The organism is Clostridiales bacterium FE2011 (genome assembly GCA_017569305.1).
GTDB lineage: Bacteria > Bacillota > Clostridia > Christensenellales > Aristaeellaceae > Aristaeella.
Genome location: CP069418.1, coordinates 760,670 through 777,273, shown reverse-complemented (window position 1 = coordinate 777,273; position 16,604 = coordinate 760,670). Strand labels below are relative to the sequence as shown.

Sequence of the window (16,604 nt, the reverse complement as noted above, 5' to 3'; positions counted from 1 at the left end):
CCATGAGAATCAACGAGACCCAGCTGGCCCTTGTGGACAAGCAGATCAAGCGTATTCTTGCCAGCGGAAACTATTACAGCGAAGTGTATAAAAAAGCCGGTATCACCGGCGTGAGCACCGCTGAAGAGTTTGAAAAGATCCCCTTTACCGATAAGGCGGACCTGCGCAATGCGTATCCGCTGGGAATCCAGGCTGTTCCGGATGAACAGGTTGTGCGGATTCACTCCTCCTCGGGCACGACCGGCAAGCCGGTGATTATTCCCTATACCGCGAAGGACGTGGATGACTGGGCCACCATGTTTGCCCGGTGCTACGAGATTGCCGGGATTACCCCCAAGGACCGGATCCAGATTACCCCCGGGTACGGCCTGTGGACGGCCGGTATCGGATTCCAGGCCGGCTGTGAAAAGCTGGGCGCCATGGCGATCCCGATGGGTCCCGGCAACACCGACAAGCAGCTGCAGATGATGATCGACCTGGAGAGCACCGTGATCTGCGCCACTTCTTCCTATGCGCTGCTGCTGGCGGAGGAAATCAACAAGCGCGGCCTGAAGGACAAGATCAAGCTGAAGAAGGGCGTTATCGGCTCTGAGCGCTGGAGCGAAGCCAAGCGGAAGTATATTGCCGAAGCGCTGGGCATTGAACTGTATGATATCTATGGCCTGACGGAGATTTACGGCCCCGGTATCGGCATCAACTGTCCGGGTGAAACCGGCATGCATATCTTTGATGATTTCCTGTACACGGAGATCATTGACCCGGCGACGGGCAAAGTGCTTCCGGAGGGAGAAGAGGGCGAGATCGTCATCACGACCCTGGTCAAGGAAGGCGCTCCGCTGATCCGTTTCCGTACGCACGACCTGTCCAGGATCCTGCCCGGCGAATGCCGTTGCGGCCGGACCTATCCGCGGCTTGATATCATCAAGGGCAGAAGCGATGACATGTTCAAGGTGCACGGCGTCAACATGTTCCCGAGCCAGGTAGAGGAAGTGCTCGGCATGGTGGACGGCGTCTCCAGCGAGTATAAGATCGACATCGCCCATGACGACAATTTCAACCGGGATATCATCATGGTGACCGTGGAAGCGGAAGGCCGGGTAGACTTCACAGCGACAGGGGAGAAGATCAAACAGCTGTTCAAGTCCAGGCTGAATGTGACGCCGAAGGTGGCCGTGATTGCCCTGAATACGCTCCCGCGTTCCGAAAAGAAGACCCAGCGCGTGTTCGATCACCGGGCTGAATAAGTACGGTATTCATAATACAGGGTAAAAACAATCTGCACTCTTGACAGATGACCGGAGAAAGAGTAACCTTCACATAAACCATTGAAGGAGAATAGTAGCAACCCCGCGGCACGGTACAGGGAGCTGCCGATAGTGGAACGGCGGCGCGTGCGGAGGATGTGAATGGGCTCCTGAGGGCGTTCCGAAAAGCAATGAGTAGGAAACGACGGGGGACGCACCCGTTATCAGGGCGGCACGTATCAGGGGTACGTGATGAATGAGATGGCATTCCCTCCGGGGAGAGTCAAACTGAGTGGCACCGCGAGATAATCGCCTCAGTACACAGAGATCCTGTGTGCTGAGGTTTTTTGTTTCCGGCTCAATCCCCCCTGAATTTCATACATCCACAGATGAAAGGAAGGACAAAACAATGAAAAAGGCACTGGCACTGGTACTCTCCCTGATGATGGTATTCTCCATGATTTCCCTGGTTTCCGCTGAAGAAAAGACAAGCTTCAAAATCGGCATCTGCAACCTGGTTGATGACGCGAGCCTGAACCAGATCATCGCGAACATCCGTGAACGGCTGGGCGAGATTGAACAGGAAAAGGGCGTGACAATTGAAATCGCCGAAGACAACTGCAACCTTGATTTCAGCGTGATGCAGCAGATCATTGCCGATTTCATCGCGGATGAAGTGGACCTGATGGTGGGTGTCGCGACCCCCGTGGCCCAGAACATGAAGGCTATGACGGAAGACAACAAGATTCCGGTGGTGTTCGCTGCCGTATCTGATCCGATCGGGGCAGAAGTGGTGGAAAGCCTGGAAAAACCCGGCTCCAACATGACCGGCACTTCTGACTACCTGGATACTGCCGCAGTGCTGAACCTGATCTTTGCCGCCAATCCTGACGCGAAGAAGGTCGCCCTGCTGTACAATCCCTCTGAAGACGCTTCCGCCACGCCGATCGCTGCCGCGAAGGAAATCCTGGGTGAAAAGGGCATTGAAGTGAAAGAATACACCGGTTCCAATGCCTCTGAAGTCATGCTGGCTGCGGAAGCCATTGTGAGCGATGAAATGGACGCTGTCTTCACCCCCACTGACAACACCATCATGAATGCGGAACTGTCCATTTATGAGACCCTGGCTGAAGCGAAGATTCCGCACTACACCGGCGCAGACTCCTTCGCCCTGAACGGCGCCTTCCTGGGCTACGGCGTGGACTATGCCAACCTGGGCCGTGTGACCGGCGACATGATTGCCGCGATCCTGCTGGACGGCGCGGATCCCGCAACCACTCCCGTGCAGACTTTCGACAACGGTACTGCTACTGTGAACATCGAAACCTGCGCGGCGATTGGCTTCGACTTTGAAACGATCAAGGAAGCTTTCGCTCCCTACTGCACCAAGGTGCAGGAGATCACCACGGCGGAAGCCTTTGAGTGATTCCGTACCTGATTTGCCAAAGCAACGCGGAGGGAAGGGTTCTTCCCTCCGCTGCGGTGTTTTCTAATCATGAAATAACGGGCTGTGTGTTATGACAATAGACAAGATTCTTGCTTTAGGCCAGACGGCCATGGAACTGGGCCTGATCAACTCCCTGACGGTACTGAGCCTGTTCCTGAGCTATTCCATGCTGAACGTGTGCGACCTGTCCACGGATGGATGCTATACGCTGGGCGCAGCTGTGGGCGCGCTGGTGGCGATAGCCGGTTATCCCTGGCTTTCGCTTCCGGCAGCTATGCTGGCGGGTATGATTTCCGGCTTTGTGACGGCGACCCTGCAGACCAGGATGGGTGTGCAGAGCCTGCTGGCAGGCATTGTGGTGAATACAGCCCTGTATTCCGTGAACATGGCGCTGACCGGCAACAAAGCGACCCTGGCCATGAATAAAACCACCACGATTTTCTCCATGGCGAAGAACCTGCTGAAGGGGACCCCGCTGGCAGGACAGAGCACGCTGATTGTGATGCTGGTTATTGTGGCACTGGTGGTGTGCTTCCTGTGCTTCTTCCTGAAGACCAAGCTGGGCCTGGCGATCCGGGCAACAGGAAGCAATGCAGACATGGTTAGATCTTCCTCAATCAATCCCACTTTCACGACCACTGTGGGTCTTTGTGTTTCCAACGCGTTCACAGGACTGAGCGGCTGCCTGATGGCACAGCAGGCCAAGAGCTTTGATATCAACATGGGCTCCGGCATGGTGACGGTTGCCCTGGCCAGCCTGCTGATCGGCGGTGTGTTTGTCGCAAAGCATAAGCCGATTCCGCTGAGGGCTGTGGGTGCAGTGCTGGGCGCGGTGATCTTCCGGATCGTATACGCCCTGGCCCTGCGGTTCAATATGCCGGCCTTTATGCTCAAGGCGGTATCTTCCATCATCGTGGTACTGGCCATCTCCGGCCCCTATCTGCGGAAACAGCTTCCGCTGATGATCCGCCGGTGGAAGGCTTCCCGGGAAGGGAGGAATGCCTGATGCTGGAACTGAAGAACGTTTGTAAAACCTTCCATGCCGGGACGCCGGATGAAAAGAAGGCATTGATTGACATATCCCTGAAGATTGAAGACGGCGATTTCGTCAGCATTATCGGTGCGAACGGCGCCGGGAAATCCACGCTGTTCAATGCCATCTGCGGCAGCTTTGTACTGGATTCCGGATCGATCTACCTGGGCGGAAAGAACGTGACCATGGTGCCGGAACATCAGCGGGCGAGACAGATCGGCCGCCTGTTCCAGGATCCCATGCGGGGCAGTGCTCCGGATATGAGCATTGAGGAAAACCTGGCGCTGGCAGCCGGCAACGGCGGCTGGCTGTCCAGGGTTTCCGCGGCAGACAAGAAGGCTTTCCGGGATCGCCTGAGCCTGCTGGATATGGGCCTTGAAGACCGGATGCGCCAGCCGGTGGGCCTGCTTTCCGGCGGACAGCGCCAGGCGCTGACACTGCTCATGGCAACCTATCACGTACCGAAGGTGCTGCTGCTGGATGAACATACGGCGGCCCTGGATCCCGGCACGGCGGAAAAAGTGCTGGCACTGACCCGGAGCATTGTGGAAGAGAATCACATCACCTGCCTGATGATCACGCATAACATGCAGTCCGCCCTGGACCTGGGGAACCGTACCCTGATGATGGACCGGGGGCGGGTGATCTACGACGTGACCGGCGAAGAACGGGCCAGCCTGACGATCAATGACCTGACGGACAAGTTCCGCCAGCTGAGCGGCCGGGCGCTGGACAACGACAGGATGCTGCTGGGCGTTGCAGAATGATCTGAATAATTGATGAATGATAAAACCGTCCGATATTTCGGACGGTTTTTTGATATACAGGTGTATCAGTTTCAGCAGCTGCCGCGGCAGATCAGGGAGACGGGAAGGACAACCTGCTGGGGCGGAAGGGAAGGATCATGGATCCTTTTCCGGAGCAGATCGATGGCGGTAACCGCCTCTTCCCGCAGGTTGGGATCAATCGTACAGATGGGCTTGGGGAAGTTGATATACCGCATGATGTTGTCAAAGCCCACAAGGCCGAAACTGCGGTTCATTCCCGCATTTTCCATCATGGTTATGATACTCCAGGCTTCCACATCGCAGAAGGAGAAGAGACCGGTGACGCCTTCCTCCTGCCAGGACTGAAGCTGTTTCAGGATTTCCTGCTCGTTTTCAGGCTCGGCGTAGTGAATGTTTCCTTCCGGAATGCCGGCATCCAGACAGGCCTGCTGGAAGCCTTCAAAACGCTTCTGGGAAGAGAAAATCACGTGACGGAAGGAAATCATGGCCAGGTTTTTGTGACCGCGTTCAATCAGATGGCTTGCAGCCAGACGGCCGCCCTGGGCATCGTCACAGATGACGCAGTCATCCTGTGCGCCCGTCAGGTAACGGCTGAGCAGGACAAAGGGAATCCCGGAGGAACGAAGCAGCTCCAGTGCGGGGGAGTCAATGGCACAGGGGGTGATCAGTACGCCGTCCACCTGGCGGGACAGGGCCATTTCCACCATGCGGCTTTCGGTTTCCGGGTCGTCGCGGGAGCCCAGGATCATCAGGCTGTATCCAAGACGAACAGCTTCCTGCTGGATCAGGTCACCCAGAACAGCGTAGAAGGGGTTCATCATGGAACCGGCAATCATGGCGATGGTTTTTGTCCGGCCGGAACGGAGGGAACTGGCAATATAGTTACGGACGTATCCCATTTCCCGGGCGACGTTCTGGATATGCAGGCAGGTGTCCCGGCTGATATCTTCTTTATTTTTCAAGGCGCGCGATACGGTATTAACAGTAAAACCCGTAGCTTTCGCGATATCCTGCAGGGTTACCCGGCTGTTGTCCCTGGCCATGTATGCTGCACTTCCATTTCCAAGATGATGAACACATCCTACCATACATTTTTTAAAAAATCAAAAATTTAGGGCTTGACAGAGGAATAAAACCAGTGTTATATTGTCATCACCGAACAACATTAACGATAATGTTAACGTTAATATTTCCCATAAACTACATGAGAGAACAAGTTGGTATCAAAACGTCGTACAACATTAACGTTAATGTAAACTCAGGGAATGATGAGCGCGAAATGCTCTTCAGAAATAAAAGGAGGAAGAACCCATGAAGAAACTGTTGGCTGTGCTGCTGACCGTATGCCTGCTGTCCACCCTGTGGACCGTATTTGCGGTTGCGGAAGACAAACCCACCATCGTCGTGAACACCTTTGCCCAGGAACACGAGAAGGCCATGTATGAAGAAGTGATCAAGCAGTTTGAAGAAGAAAACAACTGCATCGTGGACTTCCGGGTCTCCGGCGACCAGTACTGGCCCGAACTCGAAGCGTCCCTGACCGCGGGCAATGCCCCTGATGTCTTCTACCTGGGCGTTGGCGACGTTCGCAAGCGCGTCTGGACCGGCGCTGTGGCCGCCCTGGACGATTACCTGGATGTGAGCACGCTGGGCAATATATGGCCCGAAGCGCTGAACCTGTACAAGTATGACGAAGAGTCCAACAAGCTGGGCGAAGGCAAGATCTACGGCCTCCCAAAGGACTTCTCCGCTGTTTCCATGACCGTGAACAAGGCGATCATCCGCAAGCGCGACGCTGAGATCAAGCAGGCGATTGCAGACGGTATCCTGCCTTTCTATCCTGAAATCGATGAAAACGGCAACCTGCCGGTTTATACCTTCACCGAGTTTGCCAACCTGTGCAAGATCTGCACCTTTGAAGACGAAACCCTGCCCGAGACCGCCGGTTCCAAGCAGGTTTACGGCACCCACCTGTGGGAAGACTTCTGCCTGAAGCCCTTTATCTGGGGCGCCGGCGGAGATTACCTGAACGAGGACTGCACGGAAGTGCTGTTCAACACGGATAAGTTCATCGAAGGCTATGAAGGCTTCATGAAGATCGTTGAAGTGGGCGGCTCCGGCTCCTCCACCGACGAAACCTCCGGTTACCTGAAGTTCCTGGCCGGCCGCTGCGCTTTCTTCCCCTGCGGAACGTGGGACGTGGGCGCCTTCCAGGCGATCGAGGAAGATGAAGCTGTGAACCCCGGCAAGAGCTGGTTTGACTTTGACGTAGCTCCCTGGCCCATCAGCGACGAATACGCCTCCCTGTCCATCGAAGAACGCCAGGACAAGTGGGTCGGCCGTCTGGATTCCGTCGGCTTCTGCATCAGCGCCCAGTCCAAGTATCCGGAACTGGCCGCGAAGTTCGCCTACGCCATGAGCGCGGATCCCGAAGTGCAGCGCTTCCTGGCCAAGAAGGGCGGCCAGCTTCCGAACCTGAAGGAAATGGCTGAAGGCGAGTACCTGACCGATGACAGCTACTTCCCGGAAACCCGCGTGGTGTTCGTGAAGATGCTGGAAGGCCAGAACGGTCACCGCGAAGTGTCCTCCATGACCTGGAATGACCTGTGGCTGACTGAAGGCTTCAACACCGGCCTGACGAGCGTCTGGAGCTTCTACGAGAAGAGCGACCTGGGCGTGACCCCCATGGACGTGCGCACCTACTGCGAATCCATCCAGGATAACGCTCAGCAGCTGCTGAATGACGCCATTGACGATATGGAAGCCATGAAACCCTGACTACTGACGGAGTAACTCCTTTTTAATTCGAAGGAGGAGGGATTCCCCTCCTCCTTCCCTTCTTGTTTGACTACAGCGGCGGAAGGCCGGGGACCATTTAAGAAAGGAAGCGGAAACATGCAGCGGACTGCAGGAACAACTGTGGCAGCACCGGATCTGCGCCGGTGCGGGCTGAATTACCGGCAGAAAGATGCCCTCTGGGGATACGGCCTGATCACGATCCCGCTGATCGGTATGCTGATTTTTGTGCTGATCCCCTTCGGTATGTCCGTGTATGCCAGTTTTACTTCCTGGCCTATGGGACAGGCGATTGAGAAAGCAAAGAATGTGGGCCTGAAGAACTATATTGACATGTTCAATAACAAGCTCTTCTGGCAGAGCCTGGGGAATACCTTTTACTACATGATCGGTATCCCCATCGGCCTGGCGATTTCCCTGCTGCTGGCTTATGCCATGAACCGGGGAACGCACTATGAGAAGGTCTTCCGTGTGGTTTATTATGTGCCTGTGATTTCCAGCGTGGTAGCCATCACCTTCGTTTTCCAGCAGATCTTTAACTCAGACGTGGGGATCATCAATGAAGGACTCCGTGCGCTGGGTGTTTCAGATCCGCCCAACTGGATGAGTCATGCCGGCTATACCAAATGGGTCATTATGATCATGGCCATCTGGAAAGGCCTGGGCAGTTCCATCATTCTGTATATTGCGGGGATGCAGGGTATTTCCCGTTCCTATTACGAAGCGGCGCAGGTGGACGGCGCCAACTGGTGGCAGACCTTCCGGAAGATTACGCTGCCGCTGCTGATGCCTGTAACCTTCTACCTGATCGTGACCGGGGTTATCGGCGGATCCCAGATGTATGTGGAACCGCGGCTGATGTTCTCCGGCAACGGACCGAACAATTCCACCTTTACCACGGTGATCCATCTGTATGACCGGACGTTTGTCAACTCCAAGGCGGGCTACGGCAGTGCTGTGGCTGTCTTCCTGGCGGTCATCGTGTTCATCCTGACCCTGATCCAGTTCAAACTGAACGGAAAGGGGGACAAGTGAGATGAAAACAAGAAAACGGATTGTTGACATTGTCATTTTTGTCCTGCTGCTGGCAGGATCCGTACTGATGCTTTATCCTTTTGTGTGGATGGTTTTCACCTCGTTCAAACCGAAGCTGCATGTTTATATCGGCGGCCTGCTGCCGCAGGTATGGACAACGGAAAGCTATACCCAGATCTGGGGCGAAATCGATCTGCTCCGCGGATTCCTGAATACAGCCCTGTATTCGATTCCGCCGGTGATTATCGGATCACTGGTATCCGTAGCCGCGGCCTATTCCTTCGCCAAGATCCGGTATAAGGGCCGGAACGCTTTGTTCCTTTTCCTGCTGGGCTCCATCATGATTCCGTTTCCGTCGATCATGGTTCCCCAGTATGTGCTGTTCAGCGGTCAGTTCTGGATTTTCAGGGTCAATCTGCTTCAGTCCCCCTGGCCCCTGATTCTGCCGAAGCTGACCGGCAATGTAATGATGATTTTCTTCCTGCGCCAGTTCCTTTACGGAATCTCGGATTCCCTGGTGGAAGCCGCGAAGATTGACGGCTGCTCCCATCTGCGGATTTACTGGAAGATCATCCTGCCTTTGACAATTCCGGCGCTGAGCGCACATGGCGTTCTCTGGTTCATCGCGGCCTGGAACGACTACCTTGCGCCGACGCTGTTTATCAAGAATCCTTCCTGGCAGCCTGTTACCGTGATGATCGCCAAATTCAACGAGCAGTATGCCATCAACAACCATGTGCCGCGGATTATGGCCGGCAGCGTTATGCTGATTGTGCCTGTGCTGATTATCTACGGTTTCTTCCAGCGGTGGATTATCGAATCTATGATGTTTGCCGCAGTCAAGGAATAATCTTTTCCAAAGGAGCGTCAGCATTGAAAATCTTTCTTATGCTGCTTGCGGCGTTGATCCTGGCCGTTCCTGCGCCTGGCCGGGCAGCGTCTTTCAGTGACCTGGGAAACACCGAGCTGATTAACCGGCCGGAAGACTGGGGCGCTGTCAACACACATGATCCCTCCCTGGTTCGCGGGGATGACGGAAGATGGTATGTCTTCTCCACTGACGCCAGCGCAGGAGATATTCATCGCTGCGGCGTCCAGGTGCGGGCTTCGGATGACCTGATTCACTGGGAATACCTTGGGGCCGCTTTCGACGACTATGAAACAACCTGCGCCGAAGAGATTGCGGCCGCCAGGCTGAATCCGTCGAAACATGACGGCCTCTGGGCTCCCGACGTGGTGAAGGTCGGAAACCAGTGGCGGATGTATTACAGCGCGTCCACTTTTGGCTCCAGCCGCTCTGTGATCGGCATGGCGGTATCCGGCAGCCTGACGGGTTCCTGGGAGGATAAAGGGATTGTGATCCGCAGCGACGCCGGTGCCTCGGCAAAACCGAACGCGATTGATCCATGCATTTTTACGGATCCATCCGGAAAACAGTACATGACCTGGGGCAGCTTCTTCGGCGGCATCTGGCTGACTGCGCTTGATGAGAACGGGTTCGCGGAAGGCGAACCGGTGCGGATCGCCGGTTCCCGGGGCTGCAGGGCAGAGGGCAGCTATCTGATCTGGCTGCCGCAGACAGAATACTATTATCTTTTCGTTTCCTACGGCTCGCTGCTGGAGGACTACAACATCCGGGTGGGCCGCTCGCGGACAATCGAAGGTCCGTATCTGGACGCCAACGGGCGGCAGATGACGGACCTTGTGGCGGCGAATGAAAGCCGGATCGGTGTCAAACTGATGGGCGGCTATCAGCTGCAGCATGACAACGGCACTTCTCTCGGAATCAAAGCTCCCGGTCACTGTTCCGTTGCAGTGGACGGGGAAAGGCTCTGGCTGTGCCATCATACCCGGACCCAGAAGCTGGCTGACTGGTGGTTTGCCATGCAGATCCGGCCGATGATGCTGTCCGCGGACGGATGGCCGCTGGTGATGCCGATGAGTTACCAGGGGGAGACCTTTGAGCCGGTGACGGAACTGCCGGAGGGAGTCTATAACCTGATCCGGCATGAAACCGACAGCAACAAGGCTCCGAAGGTTTCCGAAAGAATCACCCTGAAGGACGGCAGGCTGGATGACCGGGGAAGCTGCGCGCTGGAGGACGGCCGGGTAAACCTGACGCTGGACGGCGTCTGTTATGACGGGGTGGCCCTCTGGCAGACGGACGATGAACGGGGAGGCCGGGTCATGAGTATTTCCGCCATCAGCGGGGAGGGCGAATGCATCTGGCTCAGCGAGGAAACGATACATGAGGAGGAAACTTCCCGATGAAACCGTTTATTGAACAACGGGCGGATCCCTATATCATCCGCAAGGACGGCTGGTATTACTTTACGGCTTCTGCCCCGGAGTTTGACCGGATTATCCTGCGGAAGGCAAGAACCCTGGAGGAACTGCCTGACGCCGTGGAAAAGATTATCTGGTCCCGGCATGAGAAAGGCCCGATGAGCTGCAATATCTGGGCGCCGGAACTGCACTTTGTGGACGGAAAATGGTATGTGTACTTTGCCGCGGCCAGGCGGGGAGCGGATGAATCCGGCGTTTATGATCACAGGATCTATGCGTTGGAAAATGATCAGGCAGATCCGTTTTCCGGCGGTTTTACCGAGAAGGGAAGGATTGATACCGGATGGGAGAGCTTTTCCCTGGATTCCACTACAGTATCCTACGACGGGAAACGGTATTTTATCTGGGCACAGCGGGATTATGAGATTCCCGGAAACAGCAACCTGTATATTGCGGAAATGAAAAACGCGCTGGAGCTGAAGCTGCCGGCGGTGAGACTGAGCATTCCCGAGTATGACTGGGAGTGCCAGGGATACCTGGTGAACGAAGGGCCTGCCTGCCTCATCCATAACGGACGGTTGTTTCTGACCTATTCCGGAAGCGCCACGGATGAGCGGTATGCGGTAGGCCTGCTGACGCTGAAGGAGGGCGGAGACCCGCTGGATCCGGAAGAGTGGATCAAATCGCCGGTTCCGGTGATGGTGACCGAGGAAAAGAACGGCTTATACGGACCGGGACATAATTCCTTTACCGTGGACGAGAAAGGCCGGGACCTGATTGTGTTCCATGCCAGGCCTTATCCCGGCTTTCACGGGGACGCCCTCAGCGATCCGAACAGGCACTGCTTCCTGCGCGGGGTAGCGTATACAGAGGACGGGATTCCGGTTTTTGCTGATAATGATTAATATGATTCGGATACAGCAAAGCCCCCGCACAGAAAGTGCGGGGGCTTTGTGCTGGCATTTTATTCTTCTGATGAATCCTTAATCAGCAGTTTATACAGGGTTGGGGTGACCTGGAATTCCTTCAGGGCGGATTCGATCTCCGGGAGCATGGCCTGCTTCCGCTTGGCGGAGGCCTTGGCACCGCCGGGCCGGAGGACTGCCCGGAGCATGATGTTCTTGGGGGTATGCTCCAGGTCGATGAATTCCAGCACCTGGGTTTCATAACCGCAGCACTCCAGGATGTCCGCCCGGAGAGCATCGGTCAGCAGGGCGGAGAAGCGCTCCTTGATGATGCCGTAACGGGTGAGGACGTTCAGGTTCTGAGAGGTGATGGTGTTGTTGATTTCATGCTGGCAGCAGGGAACGGAGAAGATCTTCTTCGCGTTCCATTTGACCGCGTTGTATAGGGCGTAGTCTGTGGCGGTATCGCAGGCATGAAGGGTAATAACCATATCCACGTCGTCATCCGGGGAGTAATCGGCGATGTCGCCGACCTCAAACCGGAGGGAGGAGTAGCCGTACTTCTGAGCAGCCTGGTTGCACTTCTCAATGACGTCCGTTTTCAGGTCCAGACCGATGATGTCCACGGCCAGGTGTCTGATCTCTGTGAAATAGTAGTAGAGGACAAAGGTGAGGTAAGCCTTGCCGCAGCCGAAGTCGATGACGCGGAGGGGCTTGTCCGCGGTATAGTCCTTATACTCATCGTCGATGATTTCCAGGAACCGGTTGATCTGGCGGAACTTGTCATAGCGGGAGCGGATGATCTTACCTTCCGGGGTCAGGACACCCATATCCACCAGCGGAGGAACGATCATGCCTTCCTGCAGGATGTGGTTTTTCTGCCGGTTGGGAAGTGCCTTGGAGCGGACCAGGGGCGTAGCCTGGACAGAGGCGGTGGTAGTGACGTGCGCCTTTCCCTTTTTGGACAGGAGAATCTCCATGACCCGGCCGTCATTCAGCCAGAGGTTCAGCTGGCGGTAGGTTTCCGCGGCCGTTTTCAGGCAGAAGGAAAGGATATCAGTAGCGGGAACGGTCTCGTGGAAAACCTGGGTGACCGTAAAGGAGGAGACAAAGAACTCCTCTCCGTTTCTTTCCGCCCGGATCTTCCGGTACTTTGTTCTGGAGGGAAGCGGATTGCTGAAAATGACCGACTGCAGTGCGTCGGATGTAAGGGGGCGAAGCGCCTCGTCAAGACTTTCGTAATTCATGGAAAACCTCCGGATCATACAAACCGCCTGAAACGGCGGGAAACACTCTGGAACAACGTCATAGTACCACATCCGGGGATGAGCGTCCAGCAGCGCAACGGGGTTGAACGCATTTCCGGAACGTGATATAGTGGGCAAAAGGGAACTGAAGGAGCGCAGAGCGGGAAAGGAAAGGGCATGATCTTTTTTCAGCAGTTCTATCTCGATAAAGAAAAGGATATTGCGGTCGACCTCTGCATGGAGGGAGACCGCCTGTTTTATACCATCCGGACGCCGAATCACCATACCGGCAACCTGATCACCAACCTGGCCAGGCTGTGCGGCCTGCAGACAGAGGAGGATGACCGGGGACTGAAGGTGATCCGGGATGAGATCCCCTGTTACTATGACGGGGATAACCGTAAAATGTATATCCTGCGGCTGGGGAACACGAAGATCGCCAATATTTTCCCGGACGGCAGGGTGGAAATGAAGGCTTCGATTCCCGCCATTTCCAAAACCCTGATGAGCCAGACCCGGGACTACCGGCTCGGGGTGGCCAAGACGATCGTGAAAACCTATATCCGCAGCGAGTGCAAGTTCCATACGGACCTGCATACGCACATGAACGGCAACCTGCCGCCGGACGCGCTGATTGCCCTGGGCATTGTGCGGCAGCTGCGCTATCCCTATTACTACATTAAAAAACTGGGACTGAAGTGTGACTCGTCCCAGACAGCAAAGCTGGAAAAGCGCCGGGCTGAAACGGAGAAAAAGCTGGGAGAAACCGGCCTGACCGGCAAGTACCGGGACCGGCGGATTGACGACCATACCTTTATCAATTTTGCGGAGCTGATCCTGGGAAATCCTACGGACGCCCAGTATAACATTGACCGGATCCGGAACTCCCTGACCATCCCCAAGGACGGACAGGCGGTGTTCGCGGACCTGGAAAAGGTATACCTGTACCGCTATGTGTTTACCAAGGGAGTGCCGGCAGAGGATCCCTTCAGCGGGATCAACCTGGCCCTGATCCCGGACCGGGAAGTGCTGGCTTACGCGGAGCAGATGCGCCGGGACCGGGAAACGGAACGCTTCGGAAGCAACACCCTGTACCAGGACCTGCTGCTCTGGATTGCCCGGGAATACCGCCGCAGGGGGATTGAGTACGCGGAAATTTCGGATACGGCCCTGCTGAACCGGGATCTGTTCGCTGCAAGACTGCGGGAAATCCATGAAGTGATGCCGGCTGTGAACCGGGAGACCGGGGTGATGCTCCGGTTCCTGGCCGGTATCCGCCGGATACCGCTGACCATTATCCGGGACAGGATTACCCCGAACGACTACCTGGCGGACAACCTGCAGATCCTCCGGGCGATAGCCGGGGATCCCTATGTGGCCGGAAGCGATATCATCGGTGAGGAAATCAACAGCATCCTGGAACTGCGGGCGGTGATACGGGAACTGGTCCGGATCGCGGGAGAACACGACGGCTTTGTGATCCGGATTCACGCGGGCGAGAATGACTCCCTGAGGGACAACGTGGCCAACAGTATTGACTGCGTGAAGGAAGCACTGGCGCCCGGACAGCCCATGCCAGCCCTGCGGATCGGCCATGGTCTGTACACCTGCGACCTGAAGACAGCCCGGGGCAGGAAGCTGCTGGAGGACATCAAGGAACTGGGCGTGACGCTGGAATTCCAGATCACTTCCAATGTGCGGCTGAACAACCTTTCCCGGCTGGACAACCATCCGCTCCGCCGGTACCTGCGGGCGGGCATTGCCTGCGTACAGGGAACCGACGGCGGTGCCCTGTACGGAACGGATTCCATTGATGAGGAACTCTCCCTGGAAAAACTGCTGGGGCTGAGCTTTGAGGAACTGAAGAAGATGCGCCGGGCGGATGAACGGATCCTGCAGCGGAGCCGGCAGGTCTTTGAGCAGCGGATGGCGGCGTTCCGGGAGGACTGCGGTGCCGGAGACGCGGAAAAGTGGTACCAGCGCAGGCTGGAGGAGACGCCGCGGATCACCCAGGACCTGTGGAAGGAATCCGGACGGATTGACGCGGCGGAGGAGCTGAAGGAACTGATTGCGCCGCTGCCGGAAGGCCTGTTCCCGGTAGTGGTGGCGGGCGGCAGCTTTAACCACAGCGGACACCGGACGGTGATCCGGGAAGAGGATCAGCAGATGATTGACCGGCTGCTGGACACCCTGGATCCGGCCAAGACCTTCTTTGTGATCGGCCACAGCCTGACGGGGCTGGAGGGCCGCCTGGCCGCGAGGAACCGGGGACGGTTCCGGATTTTTGCCATTGTGCCTACACGGATCAGCCGGGCTGAGAAGAAGCGGCTGCAGGAGGCCGGCGTATCGGTACGGATCTCCATTGAAAGCTCCGGAATGGGTCTGTACAAGAGCTTTGCCTATGAGATCTTCAAGCGTATGAACTCCGTACTGCTGGCCTTTGACGGCAACGCGCCGGCCATGAACCTGATCCAGGAGGCGCGGAACGGCCGGGGAAAGTGCCGGATTTTCCTGAATCCCCGTTCCCGGGGACTGAGCGAGAAGGCGAAACTGCTGGAAGGATACGTCCGGCCGCTGACGGAAGACGCGGATATCGCAGGCGTTGTGGAAGAACTGAGATAAGGGCCTTTCTCTTTACAAATACAGCCCTTCAGGGGTAAAATATACTTTAGTTTTTGCCTGAAAGGCGGTGATCGGATGAGCGAAGAAAGAAAAGCGGCTGAGCGGATGCTGCTGCGTCTGCTGGGCGTTGCCGCGGCGTTTGCCGTTGTACGCTGGGTGCTGCCGGAAGTGTGGGACAAGATGTCTCCCTTTATTATCGCTGTTCCGATAGCGGCCGCGCTGCAGCCGGTGATCCGGTTCCTGCAGAAACGGATCAAACTGAAACGAAGCCCTGCTTCGCTGATTCCGGTGCTCCTGCTGCTGGCTCTTTTCCTGGGACTGATTATCTGGCTGCTGATCTTTACGATCGGTCATGTTCCGGGAATCGTCAGTCAATCCGGAGACCTGATGACTGAGAGCATCAGTACGATGCGGCTGGCGATGAGCAATCTGCTTACAAAAATCGGGGAATCCACCGATCCCGGAGTGGCAGACTGGATCCGGAATGCCCTGACCACACTGCTGGAACGCCTGAGCATATGGGGAACCAGTATTGCGCAGACTGTGGGCACCTTTGTTGTCAATCTGGCGACAGCCATGCCTTACAGTATCATCTATATCAGCTTCCTGACTATCGGCCTGTACTTTATTGCCAAGGAATATGAGGAAATCCGCAGCTACCTGCCGGGCGGAAAACGCCGCAAGCAAGACAGCCGGACCACCCAGCTGACCAATTCCACGGTGAAAAGCCTGTTCGGCTACCTGCGGGTCCAGGGCACATTTGCCCTGATTGTCGGGATTGTGTCATGGATTTACCTGACCTGTTTCGGCTTTTCCTACGCGGGCATCACGGCCCTCTTCTGCGGCGTGATGGAACTGGTGCCGATGATCGGCAGCGGCGTACCCTATATTATTATGAGCGTTATCCAGTTCCTGCTGGGGAATACGGCGGCGGGATTCCAGATCCTGTTCCTGACCCTGGGCCTGCAGCTGCTGCGCCGGGTGCTGGAACCGAAACTGATGTCCGATTCCATCGGTATTACTCCGCTGGAGAGCCTGATCGGCATGTTTGTGGGTATGCGCTTCGGCGGCATCATTGGCCTGATCGGCGGACCGGTGCTGATGTCGGTGCTGGTGGGCGCTTTCAAGGGTGGATTGTTTGCTTCCACAGCAAGAGACTTCCATCTGATCTCCGTCTGGATGAAGAACAGATTGAAATAAG

Annotated in this window: 13 protein-coding genes; 11 read left to right on the top strand and 2 right to left on the bottom strand. The window is 56.1% G+C overall.

Annotation, left to right across the window (positions count from 1 at the left end; translation table 11 throughout):
- Positions 1-2 precede the first annotated feature (2 nt).
- The 4 genes from JRC49_03775 (at position 3) to JRC49_03760 (ending at position 4,491) form a co-directional block, all read left to right on the top strand.
- On the top strand, positions 3-1,244 hold the full coding sequence (locus JRC49_03775; protein QTE71956.1) for a phenylacetate--CoA ligase: 1,242 nt from the start codon (positions 3-5) through the stop codon (positions 1,242-1,244).
- Between the two features lie 409 nt (positions 1,245-1,653).
- Complete coding sequence (locus JRC49_03770; GenBank protein QTE71955.1) at positions 1,654-2,670, top strand: ABC transporter substrate-binding protein; 1,017 nt, start codon at positions 1,654-1,656, stop codon at positions 2,668-2,670.
- Between the two features lie 91 nt (positions 2,671-2,761).
- Positions 2,762-3,697, top strand: coding sequence for an ABC transporter permease (locus JRC49_03765; GenBank protein ID QTE71954.1), 936 nt, complete (start codon positions 2,762-2,764; stop codon positions 3,695-3,697).
- On the top strand, positions 3,697-4,491 hold the full coding sequence (locus JRC49_03760) for an ATP-binding cassette domain-containing protein (protein QTE71953.1): 795 nt from the start codon (positions 3,697-3,699) through the stop codon (positions 4,489-4,491). The genes JRC49_03765 and JRC49_03760 overlap by 1 nt, the downstream gene beginning before the upstream one ends.
- Before the next feature lie 71 nt (positions 4,492-4,562).
- Here the strand turns inward: JRC49_03760 and JRC49_03755 are convergent, their stop codons facing one another.
- Complete coding sequence (locus JRC49_03755; protein QTE71952.1) at positions 4,563-5,555, bottom strand: LacI family DNA-binding transcriptional regulator; 993 nt, start codon at positions 5,553-5,555, stop codon at positions 4,563-4,565.
- A 268-nt stretch (positions 5,556-5,823) separates the two neighbouring features.
- On the opposite strand from JRC49_03755, the gene JRC49_03750 reads away from it, so the two are divergent.
- The 5 genes from JRC49_03750 (at position 5,824) to JRC49_03730 (ending at position 11,534) form a co-directional block, all read left to right on the top strand.
- Positions 5,824-7,290: an extracellular solute-binding protein gene (locus JRC49_03750; GenBank protein QTE71951.1), complete on the top strand. Its 1,467-nt coding sequence runs from the start codon at positions 5,824-5,826 to the stop codon at positions 7,288-7,290.
- Between the two features lie 117 nt (positions 7,291-7,407).
- On the top strand, positions 7,408-8,343 hold the full coding sequence (locus tag JRC49_03745; protein ID QTE71950.1) for a sugar ABC transporter permease: 936 nt from the start codon (positions 7,408-7,410) through the stop codon (positions 8,341-8,343).
- A 1-nt stretch (position 8,344) separates the two neighbouring features.
- Positions 8,345-9,193, top strand: a complete 849-nt coding sequence (locus JRC49_03740) for a carbohydrate ABC transporter permease (GenBank protein QTE71949.1) — start codon at positions 8,345-8,347, stop codon at positions 9,191-9,193.
- 23 nt (positions 9,194-9,216) lie between these two features.
- Positions 9,217-10,614 carry an arabinan endo-1,5-alpha-L-arabinosidase gene (locus JRC49_03735; GenBank protein ID QTE71948.1) on the top strand — a complete coding sequence of 466 codons (1,398 nt, stop codon included), beginning with the start codon at positions 9,217-9,219 and terminating at the stop codon, positions 10,612-10,614.
- Positions 10,611-11,534: a glycoside hydrolase family 43 protein gene (locus tag JRC49_03730; protein QTE71947.1), complete on the top strand. Its 924-nt coding sequence runs from the start codon at positions 10,611-10,613 to the stop codon at positions 11,532-11,534. The genes JRC49_03735 and JRC49_03730 overlap by 4 nt, the downstream gene beginning before the upstream one ends.
- 59 nt (positions 11,535-11,593) lie before the next feature.
- On the opposite strand, the gene JRC49_03725 is transcribed toward JRC49_03730, so the two are convergent.
- A complete protein-coding gene (locus tag JRC49_03725) occupies positions 11,594-12,781 on the bottom strand; it encodes an SAM-dependent methyltransferase (GenBank protein QTE71946.1) in 1,188 nt (395 codons plus the stop codon).
- Between the two features lie 177 nt (positions 12,782-12,958).
- Between JRC49_03725 and JRC49_03720 the strand changes: the two genes are divergently transcribed.
- A complete protein-coding gene (locus JRC49_03720; protein ID QTE71945.1) occupies positions 12,959-15,403 on the top strand; it encodes an adenosine deaminase in 2,445 nt (814 codons plus the stop codon).
- A 75-nt stretch (positions 15,404-15,478) separates the two neighbouring features.
- Positions 15,479-16,603, top strand: coding sequence for an AI-2E family transporter (locus tag JRC49_03715; protein ID QTE71944.1), 1,125 nt, complete (start codon positions 15,479-15,481; stop codon positions 16,601-16,603).
- Position 16,604 lies beyond the last annotated feature (1 nt).